The sequence below is a fragment of the Poseidonibacter sp. genome (assembly GCF_041821165.1).
Lineage (GTDB): Bacteria > Campylobacterota > Campylobacteria > Campylobacterales > Arcobacteraceae > Poseidonibacter.
This window is the reverse complement of record NZ_JBGUES010000013.1, coordinates 1-16,265: the sequence shown is the minus strand read 5'-3', so window position 1 is coordinate 16,265 and position 16,265 is coordinate 1. Positions and strand designations below refer to the sequence as shown.

The following is a 16,265-nucleotide window of genomic DNA, read 5'->3' as shown; positions in this document are numbered from 1 at the left end:
TAAAAAAAAGGATTATACTATATTCTTATTCAAATTTAATTATTAAATTCTTTAAACTTATATTAGTCTTTCATACAGTATAATGCAAAAAAAATGATAGGAATTATAATGGCTTATACAAAAGAAGAATTTAAAACATTAGTAAATGATATACAAGCACAAGACTGGTACAGAAATCCAATTGGATTTGGTATAGCAAAAGTTGATAGAGGTCAATTAGACTCTTCAAAAATCTTACAAGCAACATATCCTTTAATTAACTGGAATGAAAACTTTGGAAGTGCAGCTATTTTATTAGACGCATTAAAAAAAGCTGGACAAAATGTTGATACTACTGCATCTGAATTAGTATGTGATATTAGTGATGAGTTTTTAACAAATTGTGTTGAAGCATTTAGACCATATATCCCAGAAGCAAAGGGTGAAGATCATAAAAATGTTCAAGTTATTTCTGCATTATCTTCATTACCAATTGATTCAGGTTTAACTGCTGATGATTACAAAGTTGTATTTATTTTTGATGATGAAAATGCACAATCTGTTGAAGCTGCATATTTAAAATTATATGCTTTATCAACTGGAAAAGCAGCTCTTAGATCTCTTAACTTAAATGGTATCTTTGGACAATTACACAATTGTGCATGGGTTGGGAATCAACCAATTGAATTAGACTGGTTAAGAGCTAATGAAATTACATTAAAATTATCTGGAAAATATCCTGCAATTGATATGGTAGATAAATTCCCAAGATTCTTATCTCATGTTATCCCTGCTGATAATACAAGAATTTTAGAAACTTCAAAAGTTAGAATGGGTGCACAACTTGCAGCTGGAACAACTGTAATGCCTGGTGCTGCTTATATTAACTTTAATGCAGGAACTGAAGGTGCTGTTATGGTTGAAGGAAGAATTTCATCTTCTGCAATCGTTGGTGCTGGTTCTGATGTTGGTGGTGGAGCTTCTATTTTAGGTGTTCTTTCTGGTACTGATGGAGTTCCTGTTTCTATTGGTGAAAACACATTATTAGGTGCTAACTCTTGTACTGGTACTGCAATTGGTGATTCTTGTATTTTAGATGCGGGTGTTACAATCTTACCTGGAACAAAAATTACATTATCTGAAAAAGCTGTTGAGGCATTAAAAGAAATTAACCCAGAAAAAGAGATTAAAACTCTTATGAGAGGTATGGACTTCTTAGGTGTAAATGGTGTTCACTTTAGACAAAACTCTGTAAATGGTCAAATTGTTGCAATGAGATCAACTAGAGAAGTTAAATTAAACGCTGACTTACATTAATCAAAACGAATAATCTAAGTTTTATTAAAAAGGGAAGAAGTTTTACTTCTTCTCTTTTTTTATATCTAAACTTAGTGTCCTCTTCCTAACATTTCAGTTGCTTCTGTGATAATTAAAAAACCATCAGGGTCTACTTTTCTAATCATTTGTCTTAATTGTTGAAGTTTTGAAACTTCTACTACAATTAAAATCATATTTTTATTTTCACCTTCAAATAATCCATCACCTTTGATAATAGTTCCTTGTGGACCTAACTCTTCTCTAATTTGTTTTTTTAATTCATCGATTTTATTTGTTACTAGATATACAACTTTTTTATTTAAACTTCCCGTTAAAATAAAATCAATTACTTTTGTTGTTACATAAATACTAATAACACTCCATAAAACTTTTGCTGTATCTTCAAAAATCATTAATGAAGATAATACAATTAATGAATCAATTATTAAAATAACTTGACCTGGTTTTATTTCAGTTTTAGAAGAAATAATTCTTGCAAGAATAGTAGAACCACCTGCTGATGAATTTCCTTTGATAACAAGTGCTAATCCTAAACCTATAAATATTCCACCAAAAATTGCAGCTAAAGTAGTATCAAGTATAAAGGCTTTTATTTGAAAAAACTCTGCAAAAATATCAATAAATAATGATATTAATAAAATAGTTAAAATAGTTCTAATAGCAAACATTTTACCAAGATATTTACCTCCAACTATTAATAATGGCAAATTTATAATAACTACTAATGTTCCTATTGTAAGTGGAGTTATATAGTGAAGTAATAAAGCAAGTCCTGCTGTTCCTCCTGTGATAATTTGATTTGGAACAAAAAATCCAACAACTGCTAATGCTAATACAATTGAACCTAAAATTATATAAGCATAATTTTTTAATTCTTCTTTTGAAAAAATATTATTCATTAATTTCCTATTTAAAGTTTATTGAATTGTATAATAGCAATTTATATGTAATAAATAGATTATTTTAATGTAATTAATATTGCTTGATTTTATTAATTATTAACAAAATAATTTTCTTTAAACAATAATTAATACTTTTTGGCATAGAATGTAAACTTTAATAAAAAGGCAATAAATGCATATTAATAATTATGATGATAATAAATTGATTTCAAATAAAGCATTAATATTTAAAATCACATTTTTTATTTTATTATCAAGTATTATTTTCATAATCATATCTTCATTATATATAAAACATACGGCTTTGGATAATTTAGCAGAAGATGATGCTCTTAAAACAAGCGAATTAATTTTTGAAACAATGAACACAAGAATGCAAGAGGGTTGGGCTAAAGAAGACCTAGTTAAAATTATAGATAGACTTGAGCATATGAGAAAAGATTTAAAAGTTCATTCTTATAGAAGTGAAAAAGTTGAAGAGATTTTAGGGGTTAATTTAAAAGACCAATTAACAGTTAAAAACGATCCATTTATTCAAAAAGCAATGAATGGTGAAAAACAATTTATGATTCAAGAAGATGGTTCTATTAGATATTTATATCCAATAGTTGTTTCTAATGAATGTATAACTTGTCACTACAATACAAAAGTTGGCGATATAAATGGAGTATTAGATATTTCATATCCACCAAGTGAAATTAAAATATCATTAGATTCTATGACATATTATTTCTTAATATTTTTTATTATATTTATTTTATTTGTTGTTTATATTTTCTTTTTTGTAATAAACGCAAAAATGGTAAAACCTATTGTTACTTTATCAAATGAAATTACAAAATCGGCAGATTCAGAAAATTTCAATAATCAAGTATTTGTAAAAACAAATATTAGAGAAATTAAGATGTTACAGTTTAGTTTTAATAAATTATTAAAAACAATAAATAAATTTTATGAAAAACTATTACATAATATATATTTTAATCCATTAACACTTTTACCAAACTCTGTAAAACTAGAGCAAGATTTAGAAAAGAAAAAAGTAAATAGTTTAATAATTATAAATATTGATGATTTTAGAAGTATAAATCACTTTTATGGTACTAAAGTAGGTGATGCTATTATTAAAAATATGGCAAAGGTTTTAGAAGAAAAAACAAATAAAGTAGGAAAGTTATATAAACTTCATAGTGATGAATTTGCAATACTTTTAGATAAAAATGTTGATTTAGAATTTTGTGAAAAGCTAGTAGATGATATTAAAAAACACAAATTTGCTTATGATGGCAGTACTATTCATGTAACTATTTCTTTGGGTATTACTTATGATGAGACAGAGCATATTGTTGATAAAACTACAACAAGTGTAAGAAAAGCTTTTAATGATAATAAGAGTATTCAAGTATTTGATAAGTCACTAATAGTTGAAGATGAACATACTTCTCATATTAAATGGACAAAAAACATAGAAGAAGCATTGGCGAACAATAAAATAATACCATTTTTTCAACCAATCAAAGATGCGAAAACTGGTCAAATAAATAAGTATGAAACTTTAGCAAGATTAGAAAAAGATGGTAAGATTTATACTCCTGATAAGTTTATTGATGTATCTAAAAAATCTAAGCAATATGATGATTTTACAAGAGCAATGTTAAAAAATAGTTTTGAGTATTTTAAAGATAAAGAAGATATTAGTTTTTCTGTAAACTTTAGTGTTGAAGATATTCAAAATAAAAAGAGTGTTGATTTATTATTTGAGTATTTAGAAAAATATAATATTGGTCATAGATTTATTGTAGAGCTTTTAGAAACAGAAGAGTTTAGTGATTTTGATATTATAAATGATTTTATTCAGAAGTTAAAAAAATATAATGTAAAAGTTGCTATTGATGATTTTGGTTCAGGATATTCAAACTTCTCTTATATTGGGAATTTGCATATTGACTTCTTAAAACTTGATAGTTCATTGATAGAAAATATTCATACAAACTCTAATTCATATAAAGTAGTTAAAAATATAAACTCATTTGCACATGATATGGGACTTCAAACTATTGCAGAAAAAGTACACTGTGAAGAGATAGAAATTTTATTAATAGAGTTAGGAATTGATTATTTACAAGGTTATCATATTGGAAAACCAAAGGATTCGATCCTTTAGTTTTCTAAGCAAATATTCTTTTATTTCCTTCTTTTGTAATATCTGATTGATTATCTAAATAATCAAGATATGTAACTAGGTATTTTCTACTTAGTGGATATTTTTCTTTAAAATTTGCTATTTCTATATATCCTTCTTCTTTAATAATATTCTTCATTTCTTTGATTAGTTTATTTAAACTTTCAAAATGAATAAAAAGATTATGTTGAAGTCTTATTACTTGTTTTTTTGCTGTTAATGATTTTAAAATGTCATCACCAAGTTTTCTATCAAGGTCAAGGTCATCATAGATATTATATGGAGCAGTTGGAGTTATATCCTCTTGTCTTAATCTGCTCATAAAAGTATCTTCAAGGTTTTTTGCAAAATCTTCTTTGATATTTGCATTTTTATAAAGATTATTTTCTTTTACTAAGAAATTCTCATTTTCTAAGTCATCAAGTGCTTTTTGAATAAACAGAGTACTTGCCCATTTTAATCTAAGTGCAATAGATGCATTGGAAAGTAGGGCGTATTGATTTTTGATATAAATATTTTTAATAAACTCTTTTATATAATCTTTTGTAGCATTTGGGTAAATAACAAGTTGCTTTTCATCTACAAATACATCATCTAATTGTTTTGCAAAAGAGATAGCTTCTTCATGACTTAGAGCAAATCTTTGCGTTGAAGAGATAATCCCTAAACCTTTTTTATGTGCTTCTAAAAGAGTTTTATAGGCACTTATAAAATCACCACTATCTAAGCACTCTAATAAATATTTTTTTTGATTTTTCTTCATTGGATCAATAATAGGATTTAAGACTTTACCACCACAAATTGTCTCATTTGAAGAACGTAATATAAATTTTTCACCAAAAATTGTAAAAAGATTTTCATCTGCTTTTATAGTTGCATAACCTTCTTCTGCATTCTCAATAGTATCAAAAAGTAAAACTTTTACTTCGATTTTCTTAGCACCAATAAATAGTGTATATGATTTATTATGATTTAGTGTTTTACCTTGTAAACATTTAAAAGATACATCAATACTATCAAAACCTCTAATGTGACCTTTTTTAGTGATTAAATCACCTCTATTTATTTGGTTTGCATTTATTCCTTGTAAGTTTAGAGCTGTTCTATTTGAAATATTTGCTTCTAAAACATTTTCATTATGAACTTGGATATTTTTTATTTTTGACTCTTTTTGTGCTTCACAAATAAAAACTTTTTCATTTAATTCAAGTTTTTTACCTAAAACAGTTCCTGTTACAACTGTTCCTATTCCTTTTGGTGAGAAAACTCTATCTACATAATATCTAAAGAAATTTTCTTCTTCTTTATTCGTATTTTTAATAGTAAATAATGAATCTTTTAGTTTAGAAATTGATTTTTCATCAAAAACAGAAACTTCATGAACAAACTGTATTTCAAAATCAAACTTAGATAAAAACTTTAAAATATTCTCTTTTTGTATTAAAAGTTCATCAGGCGTTACTAAATCTTTTTTTGTAATAGTTACAATTAAATTTTTAATATTTAGTAAGTTAATAATTTGAATATGTTCAATAGTTTGAGGCATAATACCTTCAGATGCAGAAACTACAAGCATTACATAATCAAATGAAAATGCTCCTGCAATCATGTTTTTGATTAATTTTTCATGTCCGGGAACATCAATAAATGCGATATTTTGTTGAGCTCTACTTAGGTTTGAAAAAGATAAATCAATAGTTATACCTCTTTGTTTTTCTTCGTTTGTACTATCACCTTCATAACCATTTAACGCTTTAATTAATGCAGTTTTTCCATGGTCAATATGTCCTGCTGTTCCTATAATAATATTTGACATTAAGAAAATACCTTTTTTATAATTTGTGTTATTTTTACAATTTCATCTTCTTGAATACTTCTAAAATCTAATAATACTGTATCGTTTTCAATTCTTACAATTAGATTCTCTTTTCGTAAAATTTGCTCAATTTTATTTGGTTTATAATTTTGATACTTTAAACTTAATGCAATAGAAGGAATCTTTTTATTAGGAGTTGTTCCACCACCTATTAAAGTTTGAGTTTTTATAACTTCACAAGAACAGATATCTTCAATATTTGATTTTAAAATATTTGCTCTTTGTTCTAAAGTTTCTAAAGAAGTAAAAAGCATATTTAGTGTTGGAATATCTTGAATATTTCCTTTTACATAAGAGTTTAGATTATCTTCAAGTAAAGCAAGAGTGATTTTATCAACTCTTAGCATTCTTAATAATTGATTTTTTTTGATTTTTTCAATTAACTCTTTTTTACCTATGATAATTCCTGCTTGTACACTTCCTAAAAGTTTATCCCCTGAAAAACTAAGTAAACTTGGATTATATTTCATAATTTGAGTAATTGAAGGTTCTTTTTGTGCAAGATTAAAAGGTAAATCAATAATATGTCCACTTCCCATATCATAGTAATCTATCACATTGTTTTGTTTTGCAATTGAAACGACTTCTTCAAAATCAACTTCACTTGTAAAACCTTCAATAGAGTAGTTTGATTTATGAACTTTCATTAGCATTGATGTATTTTCATTTACTGCATTTTCATAATCTCTTGCATGAGTTTTATTTGTTGTTCCAATCTCTTTTAAAACAGCACCACTTTGGCTCATTACTTCAGGAACTCTAAAACTTCCACCAATTTCTACAAGCTCACCACGACTAACTACAACTTCTTTGTTTTTACAAAAAGTATTTAATATTAAAAAAACAGCACTTGCATTATTGTTTACAACTATTGCATCTTCACAGCCTGTTAGTTCTTTTAGTGTTTTTGTAATATGAGCATATCTTTCACCTCTTTTACCTTTTTGTAAATCATACTCAAGGTTATTATATGATGTTGCTACTTCTATTACTCTATTAAAACTCTCTTTATTTATTAAACTTCGTCCAAGATTTGTATGAACGATAATCCCTGTTGCATTTATTACAGCTTGTAGTGATGGTGATGTAATCTCTTCATACTCTTTGATTACATTTAAAATTAAACTCTCTTCATTTACTTCATCTACTTTTTTTTCTAGAATATCTTTTCTTAAAATATCAATTTGTTTTTTTGATATTTTAGTTATTAAAGATATTGGATATTTTTCAAATTTTTTGTTTGAGATAAACTTATCAATTTTTGGAATGGCTTGTAATAAAGACATTTTTTCCCTTTCAGATTGTTTTAAAAATAATTGCTGTAGTATTTCACTCTTATTCAAAGAGGGAGACATGTGTACCTGGTGGGCACCACAGGCTTCAACCCTGATTGTCGGTTTTTGTGTAAACGCCGAGGTAGGTTCGATTCCTACGTCTTCTCGCCAATCCCTCTTATTTAAACAAATTTCCAAACACCAAATTTAATGTCTATATTTTATAGCAAATTTTATGCGCGATTGTATCTAATTTTACTTAAATAACTATATGACTTCTATTTTAATTTATCTGAAAAAGGTATTTTGCTTTTTTTTGTTGATTTATTATATTTATATAAAATTATTATACTTATTAGTAAAAGACTACTAATTAATTCTACCATTTAGCATATCCTCAATTAAATTTAATTCATCAATTAAACCTTTTTTGTACTCACCATCTTTTAATTGTGATAATTCTTTTTTTTGCTCTTTGATATGTTCTTTAAACTCTATTATAAAATGGCTCTCTTTTTCTATAAAGTAATAAACTAAATCACATAACCATTTTGAAGCACTAACTCTACCTTGTCGGTATTTACTTGATGCATCTAGGTCTTTATTAAAAGAATAATATGTTTGATGTCTACTTGTAAGATCACTTATTTCGTTTAATTTTTCTAGGGAATTTTTCATAAAAAGATAGTATCAGAAAAATTAATTAAGCTTAAATAATATTACATTTTGAAATAAAATATCAGTAATTCTTAGTTTTTTCTTTAAATATAAAGTAGAAAATTTTATAAGTAACAAGGTTTTTATATTAATTGTTATATTATTATTTTAAACTCAACTAAAAAAGGCTAGGAGTATGAATAATTTAACAATTAGAATGAAATTGATTTTTTCATTCTGTGTAGTAGGGATACTAGTTGCAATACTTGCTGTATATAGTATTGTAAGTATTAATAAAACATCAGATGGCTTTGCCAATTATAGAGAAATGGCTAGAGATTCAGTCTTAGCAGGTAGAGTCCAAGCAAATATGCTAATGGTTAGAATGAATGTTAAAGATTATATTAATAATCCTGTACAAAAAGAGATTGATGAATTTAATTATTATTTTGAAAAAACAAGTGGTTTTATAAAAACAGCTGAAAAAGAGATTCAAAAACCATCACGTGCTTCAATGGTAAAACAACTAAAAGAGTATGAGAATGAATATAAAAAGAATTTCTTAGAAATAATTGAACTTGTAAATCAAAGAAATAATGTTGTAAATAATAATTTAGATATAAATGGTAAAAAGATTGAAGAACTTTTAACAACAGTAATGAGAAGTGCAAAAAAAGATAATGATGCAGAAGCAGCACTTGAAACAGCTGAAGGAATAAGAGATATTCTTCTTGCAAGATTATATACTGCAAAATTTCTTAAATCAAACTCTGAGAAAGACTCACAAAGAGTTCATAAAGAGTTTGAAGCACTTTCTCTTCAATTGAATAAAATAAGAGATAGTTTACAAGACCCAACAAGAAGAGAACAACTTCAAGAAGCAATACAATTAATACAATTATATCAAGATGGTGTAAATAAAGTTGAAAAAATAATTAATACTAGAAATGATATTATTGAAAATGGATTAAATAAAATTGGTCCACAAATGGCAAAAGTTGCTGAAGATGTAAAGTACTCAATTAAAAAAGATCAAGATACTATTGGTCCTATTGTTACTGAATTAAATGAAAGTATTAGTAATGTTGTTACTATTATTTCTATATTTATTCTTATTTTTGTTATTGCAATTGGAATTATAATTCCAAGAAATATTTCACTTTTAATTAACAACTTCCAAATAGGATTAATCAACTTCTTTAAATATTTAAATAAAGAAACAACAAAAGTTGAATTAATTGAGATAAAAGCAAATGATGAAATTGGTGTAATGGCTAAAGTTGTAAATGATAATATAGAAAGAACTAAATCTTTAATTGAACAAGATAGTGCATTAATTGATGATGTAAAAAGAGTAGTATCACTTGTAAAAGAAGGAAAGATAAAACAAACAGTTCTAAAAACAACTAATAATAAAGCCTTAGAAGAATTAAAAACAATTCTAAATGAAATGTTAGAAGTAATTGCTTCTAAAGTAACAGAAGACATAAATAAAGTAACAGAAGCTCTTGAAAGCTACCAAAAACTTGACTTTACACATACAATACCAAATGCAAAAGGTGATACAGCAATTGGTTTGAACTCATTATGTGAAATTATTAATGAAATGTTAGTTGAAAATAAAGCAAATGGTTTAACACTTGATAAAAGTAGTCAAATATTACTTGATAATGTAAATATATTAAATAAAAATTCAAATCAATCAGCAGCGGCACTTGAAGAAACAGCAGCAGCACTTGAAGAGATAACAAGTAATATAATTAACAATACTGAAAATGTTGTTAAGATGGCAAACTATGCAAATGAACTTAATTCATCTGCACATGAAGGTGAAAACCTAGCAAATCAAACAACAGATGCTATGAATGATATAAATGAACAAGTAAGTTCTATTAATGAAGCAATTAGTGTAATTGACCAAATTGCCTTCCAAACAAATATTCTTTCATTAAATGCTGCTGTTGAGGCTGCAACGGCAGGTGAAGCAGGTAAAGGGTTTGCCGTAGTTGCTCAAGAGGTTAGAAACCTAGCTTCAAGATCAGCAGAAGCTGCAAATGAGATTAAATCAATTGTGGAACATGCTACTAAAAAAGCAAATGATGGAAAAGTAATAGCTACAAAAATGATTCAAGGTTATACAGGATTAAATGAAAATATTGCAAAAACAATTTCATTAATCAAAGATGTTGAAGGCGCAAGTAAAGAACAGCAAACTGGAATAGAACAAATCAATGATGCTGTTACATCTTTAGACCAACAAACACAAGAAAATAGTGCAATTTCTGATAAAACACAAGATATAGCTATGCAAACAGATAAAATTGCAAAACTAGTTGTAGATAGTGCAAATGAGAAAGAGTTTATAGGAAAAGATACTGTAAAAGCTAAAGAAATAGGTTCTAATAATTTCCAAAATGAAGATACAAAAGTAAAAACGAATAGTAATACTAATCCAAATAAAACTATTGCAAAAAAATCAATTAAAGAAAATAAAGATGATGATGCATGGGAAAGTTTTTAAGATAGTAAAGATAGGATAAAAAGAGCTAGACAATTGTGTCTAGCTCTTTTTTAGTAAATAACAATAGGAGTTGCAGCTCTTGGAAGAACTTCACCTACAATTGAAGCATAACCAAAAGTTAACTCTTCAATTCTTTTAATATACTCTTTAGCATCATCTTTATCCATAGAGATTAATAATCCCCCAGAAGTTTGTGCATCACAGAACATTAATTTTTCTTTTTCTAAATCACTATTTATAGTAATCTTGTCATTTAAATATTTTAGATTCTTTTTTGTTCCACCTGGAACTACACCTTTTTGTGCTAAATCATAAGCATCAGCCATAACAGGAATAGCAGATGCTTCAAAAGCAAATGATGTTAAATCAGTAGTTGACTCTAAGGCATGACCTAAAAGACCAAAACCTGTAATATCAGTACAAGCACTAACATCATACTCTTTTAATATTTTTGAAGGTAAATAGTTAAGTGCTTCCATAACTTTTACAGCTTCATTCATTGTACTTTGGCTTAAAACATCTCTTTTTATAGCAGTTGTTAATATTCCCATTCCAATAGGTTTTGTAAGAACTAATACATGACCAATTTTTGCGCCATTGTTTCTATAAAACTTGCTTGGATGACAAATACCTGTAACTGATAAACCATAATACATTTCAGGACTTTCAATAGTATGTCCACCTAAAAGAACACCACCACACTCTTTAATCTTTTCATTTCCACCTTTTAGAATCTCTCCTAAAACCTCAAAAGCTTGGTTTTTGGCATCAAATCCTACGATGTTTAAAGCTGTTTTAACCTCTGCACCCATAGCAAAAACATCACTTAATGAATTAGCAGCAGCAATTTTTCCATAAACATACGGGTCATCTACAACAGGTGTAATAAAGTCTAAAGTTTGAACAAGGGCTTGTTCATCATTTATTTGATAAACACTAGCATCTTCACTTTTTTCAAATCCCACTAAAATCTTTTCATCTTTTGGTGTTAAATCGCAAATAGTACGTTTTAGGTCACCCGGACCCATCTTTGCGGCTCAACCTGCAGCTTGAACGAATTTAGTTAGTTTATATTCGTTATTCATTTATCCCCTTTATTATGGATTTACAAGTTTGGATTCTATATAAAATCCTTTTAACTTATGGTTAATATCTAGTAAAATTGATAATAATTTTTTTATTTTTTACTGCATTGATTACAATCAAGACAAAAATTGTCCTATTTTGTTAATATTCGATTATCATAAATACAGGAACAAAAAATGTTTAAATTAAAATCACTTTATTTTCGTATGACAGTTGTACATTATATTGGTATTTTTTTATTACCAATTAATGCTTATTTTTTTACACAAGATACTATGTCACAAGTTATTCAATATGTTATTGCTTTTGCATTAATATTTCATGAGTTAGATGAGTATAAAAATGGAAAACTATTATCAGAAGAGTTAGTAAAGTTTCTAAAAAATATGGATAATAATTCTAGTTTAGAAATTAATACTTCAATGGCAAGTGAATACTCACAGATAAAAGATGTTATTGCTTTAAGAGAAATTCAACAAAAACAAAAAAAAGAAGAAGAAAATATCTTAATTCAAGAAGTAAAACATGTAATGAATAATATTCAAAATGGAGTTTATAGTGATGTTATTACTTCAAATACCTCAAATGAAAGTTTAGAAGAGTTCAAAAAAGATGTTAATAATATGATTATTGGTACAAAAGAGCATTTATCAAATATCAATAAAATTTTACAAGCATATACTAATTATAACTATATCGATGAAGTACATTTAGAGAATATAAAAGAAGAGGGCGAGTTAAAAATATTAGTAGAATCTGTAAATAAATTAAAAGAAGCTATTACTCAAATGTTATTAGAAAATAAAACAAATGGAGTAAGTTTACAAAATTCATCAGATGTATTATTATCAAATGTAGATAAATTAAATAACTCTTCAAAAGAGGCTTCTGTTAGTTTAACAGATACAGTAAGAGTTTTAGAAGATATTACCAATAATGTTTCAAAAACAACAGAACAAACCGTTGAAATGTCTTCTTTGGCTAATGGTGTAATAGATTCAGCTAACCATGGTAAAAAACTAGCATTAGAAACAACATCATCAATGGATGAAATAAATGAAGAAATTAGTGCTATTAGTGATGCAATTACAGTTATTGATCAAATAGCTTTTCAAACAAATATATTAAGTCTTAATGCAGCTGTTGAAGCAGCAACAGCGGGAGAATCAGGAAAAGGATTTGCAGTTGTTGCACAAGAGGTAAGAAATTTAGCAACAAGAAGTGCGCAGGCTGCAAAAGAGATAAAAGCATTAGTTGAAAATGCAAATATAAAAGCAAATGAAGGCAAGGTTATAGCTAATAATATGATTGAGGGATATAATTGTCTAAATGGTGATATTGATAAAACAATTAGTATTATTAATAATGTAGCTAGTATTTCAAATGAACAACAAAAAGGTACTATTAAAATAAATGAAGCGATGAATGTACTGTCTAATCAAATAAAATCAAATGCTGAGGTATCTTTACAAGCTAATGAAATTGCTTTAAAAACATCATATATTGCAAATACTATTGTTGATACAGCTAATGAAAAAGAGTTTATTGGTAAAGATAGTATTAACTGTACTAGATGTTCATAAAAGGATTATCATGGATTTAGAATATAAAAAGATAAATAGTATAAATAATAAAAATAATCAAAATTTTAAAATCATATTAAAACACTATAAGTTTACACAAGAAGATGCCTTAAATCTATTGGCTATAAGAGATATTGCAATAAAAAATAGTGATATGTTACTTAGAGGTTTTTATGAATTTATATTTGAGTTTGATCATGCAAAGATGTTTTTACATAATAAAGATATTATAAATCGTCATCAAGAGGGAATAAAACAGTGGTTTATAAATCTTTTTTGTGGGGAATATGATGAGGTCTATTTTGCAAAATTAAATATTATTAGTGAAGTTCATGTAAATATTGGATTACCTGCTCACTATGTAAATACTGCTTTTAGTTATGTAAGAGATTTTATAAAAGATGTATTAATAAAACAAAAACATTATGATAGTTTAAGAGCAGTAGATAAAATCATAGATATTAATTTAGATATTTTAACTATTGCATATAGAGAAGAAGAACAAACGAAATTAGTAGAAGATATTGTACTTCTAAAAAATTCAGTAGAAAATTCTGATATTGAGCCATATGCACAAGGTATTTTTGATACTAAAACATTAAAACTTAGTAAATATGAATGTTTAATGCGACTAATTGATAGAAAAAACAATAAAGTACATTCTGTCTTTGCATATTTAAATACATCAAAAAAAATAAAAATATATAAAGATATGATGCAAATCATGATAGAAAAATCAATAAATATGTTTTGTGGAAAAGGTATAGAATTTTCTATTAATCTTTCTTATGAAGATATTGAAAATGAAGTATTTCGAGATTATATTTATAAAAAAATTAAGAATTGTCCAAGTTCAAAAAATATCATCTTTGAAATTCTAGAATCAGATTTTATTGAGGATTTTACTATTGTAGAATCTTTTGCATCAAAAGTAAGAGAAAGCGGATGTCAAATTGCAATTGATGATTTTGGTAGTGGATTTTCAAGTATGGAAAATATTTTAAATTTGAAGCCTGATATTATTAAAATAGATGGTTCTTTAATAAAAAATATTCATACTTCACTAGAATCAAGAACAATAGTTAAAAATATCGTAAATATGGCAAAAGATTTAAATGCCAAAACAGTGGCTGAATACGTACATTCAAAAGAAGTATTAGAAATTGTTCAAGAGTTAGAAGTTGATTTTGCACAAGGTTTTTATTTAGCAGAACCTAAGGCTTATGATAATTTAGAATACTAAAATTTGACATCTCTTCTTATTTAGCTAAAATACCCAAAAAATAAAAGGATATCTATGAGCGATATTATAGAAAAATTAGATACTGCAATTAAAGATATGATGATTCCAGAAGTTCAAAATGGTATTAAAAATATAAATAAGTTAATAGTAGAAAAAAAAGCTACAGAAGATGATTATATAGCTTTAGAAGATATGGAGTCAATGTATGAAGATTTAATTGATATTGTATTAACTATTGAAGAAAAAGAATTAAATGAAGATGATGCAGAAGCAATTTATCAAAATATTTTAAATCTAATTGAAGAGTTAAAACAAGATTAAAATAATATTGGGAGTGGAGTTACTTCCCTCCTATTAGTCTTTGAAATAAAATATCTTCTAAATTTCTACTTGAATCAACTACTAATAAAACATAAACTTTTGTATTATTTCTCTATATTTAAAAATACCAATTTGTTGTAATTCTGGTAAAACTTTTTTTTAATTTCAAAGAATATTTTTTTGTCATATCAAGACTATCAGTTTTAATAAGCTCATTATTTTCAATATCATTTTCACTTTGAACAATTAGCTTTAACAGATTTAAAGAGTTTTGTAAGTTTTCATAACTTTTGATATCCTGAAGAACTGCTTTTTGCTTTTAAATAACTAATTGGCTTTATGTCTTGACTTAAATTCATTTAAGTTCCTTTAATCAGAATTAGCCTATCGTACCATATTTAGATTTAATTTGGTAACACTATTTAATTTCCATCATCAGAAAAAAGATATATCCCTTTTTCAATGTGTTTAATATTTTTTGAACTGACTTTTCCATAACTTTGTACTTTCATTACTTAATAAATTATTAGGATAGTTAATCTTGGATGATAACGGTTAACTTCACCTACAGGGTATCCTATTCGGTGCTAGGTTTTGTTGTACATATTATTTAATGTAAACTTCAATTATTTTTAAAACTTCACTTCTATCATTAATAAAACTACCTCTTTCTTTTCTCTCTTCTCTATTTTCATCACCTTTAAATGATGTCCAATTAAAGCTAGTTGTAACCATCCAATCTCTATCGCAGATGATAATTTTTGAATGGTCATTGATATCATTATTTGTGCTAAACTTTAAAAGATTAGGATATTTTTTTTGCATATCTATAAAGAACTCTTTAGATTTTTTATCTAAATCATCTTTTTTTCCCATACCATAAAAGAAAGTTATCTCAACTTTTCTTTTTAAAGCATTTTCAATAGCATCTTTTTTTTCTTTTATAATTTCCCATCTTATCCAAGGAGAAATTATTACAACTTCTTTTTTTGAATATTTAAAAGCATATTCAAAAAACTTAGGATGTTCATATGTGCTTAATTGTGTACCATTAGTTAAATTATCAATTTGCGAATATTCATATATATTTTTTTGTTCAAACAGTTTTTTATTTTCTTCTTGTACATCTTTTGAAAAATCAAATAGATTTTTCCCATTTTGTTCTATTTTATTAATTATATTTGTCATTACATCATCTGGATGACCATCTTTTATAATCAATGTCTTTTTAGGGTTTTCATTGTTTTTAAAAAATAATGAAAAATACTTTTTGTGAATTTTAAATGGCTTTCCAAGTATCTCT

Annotated in this window: 12 protein-coding genes and 1 tRNA gene; 7 read left to right on the top strand and 6 right to left on the bottom strand. The window is 26.2% G+C overall.

Features of this window, described 5'->3' with window-relative positions:
• Positions 1-108: 108 nt before the first annotated feature.
• Positions 109-1,296, top strand: a complete 1,188-nt coding sequence (locus tag ACERKK_RS02455; RefSeq protein WP_373771488.1) for a tetrahydrodipicolinate N-succinyltransferase N-terminal domain-containing protein — start codon at positions 109-111, stop codon at positions 1,294-1,296.
• A 71-nt stretch (positions 1,297-1,367) separates the two neighbouring features.
• On the opposite strand, the gene ACERKK_RS02450 is transcribed toward ACERKK_RS02455, so the two are convergent.
• Positions 1,368-2,216, bottom strand: coding sequence for a YitT family protein (locus tag ACERKK_RS02450; RefSeq protein WP_373771487.1), 849 nt, complete (start codon positions 2,214-2,216; stop codon positions 1,368-1,370).
• 175 nt (positions 2,217-2,391) lie between these two features.
• On the opposite strand from ACERKK_RS02450, the gene ACERKK_RS02445 reads away from it, so the two are divergent.
• Positions 2,392-4,383, top strand: a complete 1,992-nt coding sequence (locus ACERKK_RS02445; protein ID WP_373771486.1) for an EAL domain-containing protein — start codon at positions 2,392-2,394, stop codon at positions 4,381-4,383.
• 4 nt (positions 4,384-4,387) lie between these two features.
• Here ACERKK_RS02445 and selB read toward each other — a convergent pair whose 3' ends face one another.
• A complete protein-coding gene (gene selB / locus ACERKK_RS02440; protein ID WP_373771485.1) occupies positions 4,388-6,217 on the bottom strand; it encodes a selenocysteine-specific translation elongation factor in 1,830 nt (609 codons plus the stop codon).
• Entirely contained in the window at positions 6,217-7,563 is a 1,347-nt protein-coding gene (gene selA / locus ACERKK_RS02435; RefSeq protein WP_373771484.1) for an L-seryl-tRNA(Sec) selenium transferase, read from the bottom strand. The genes selB and selA overlap by 1 nt, the downstream gene beginning before the upstream one ends.
• A gap of 60 nt (positions 7,564-7,623) precedes the next feature.
• Between selA and ACERKK_RS02430 the strand changes: the two genes are divergently transcribed.
• Positions 7,624-7,722 (top strand) — tRNA-Sec (locus ACERKK_RS02430).
• 198 nt (positions 7,723-7,920) lie between these two features.
• Here the strand turns inward: ACERKK_RS02430 and ACERKK_RS02425 are convergent.
• Positions 7,921-8,229 (bottom strand): hypothetical protein, encoded by a 309-nt coding sequence (locus tag ACERKK_RS02425; RefSeq protein WP_373771483.1) that lies wholly within the window; start codon positions 8,227-8,229, stop codon positions 7,921-7,923.
• A gap of 175 nt (positions 8,230-8,404) precedes the next feature.
• Between ACERKK_RS02425 and ACERKK_RS02420 the strand changes: the two genes are divergently transcribed.
• Positions 8,405-10,729, top strand: a complete 2,325-nt coding sequence (locus tag ACERKK_RS02420; protein ID WP_373771482.1) for a methyl-accepting chemotaxis protein — start codon at positions 8,405-8,407, stop codon at positions 10,727-10,729.
• Positions 10,730-10,779: 50 nt separating this feature from the next.
• On the opposite strand, the gene selD is transcribed toward ACERKK_RS02420, so the two are convergent.
• Positions 10,780-11,814 (bottom strand): selenide, water dikinase SelD, encoded by a 1,035-nt coding sequence (gene selD / locus ACERKK_RS02415; RefSeq protein ID WP_373771481.1) that lies wholly within the window; start codon positions 11,812-11,814, stop codon positions 10,780-10,782.
• A 177-nt stretch (positions 11,815-11,991) separates the two neighbouring features.
• Between selD and ACERKK_RS02410 the strand changes: the two genes are divergently transcribed.
• The 3 genes from ACERKK_RS02410 to ACERKK_RS02400 are packed head-to-tail and all read left to right on the top strand — an operon-like array spanning position 11,992 to position 14,962.
• On the top strand, positions 11,992-13,398 hold the full coding sequence (locus tag ACERKK_RS02410; RefSeq protein WP_373771480.1) for a methyl-accepting chemotaxis protein: 1,407 nt from the start codon (positions 11,992-11,994) through the stop codon (positions 13,396-13,398).
• 10 nt (positions 13,399-13,408) lie between these two features.
• Positions 13,409-14,641: an EAL domain-containing protein gene (locus tag ACERKK_RS02405; protein ID WP_373771479.1), complete on the top strand. Its 1,233-nt coding sequence runs from the start codon at positions 13,409-13,411 to the stop codon at positions 14,639-14,641.
• A 54-nt stretch (positions 14,642-14,695) separates the two neighbouring features.
• Positions 14,696-14,962, top strand: coding sequence for a hypothetical protein (locus ACERKK_RS02400; RefSeq protein WP_373771478.1), 267 nt, complete (start codon positions 14,696-14,698; stop codon positions 14,960-14,962).
• 606 nt (positions 14,963-15,568) lie between these two features.
• Here the strand turns inward: ACERKK_RS02400 and ACERKK_RS02395 are convergent.
• Positions 15,569-16,265: phospholipase D-like domain-containing protein (locus ACERKK_RS02395; protein ID WP_373771477.1), on the bottom strand; the 697-nt coding region annotated here is incomplete at its 5' end.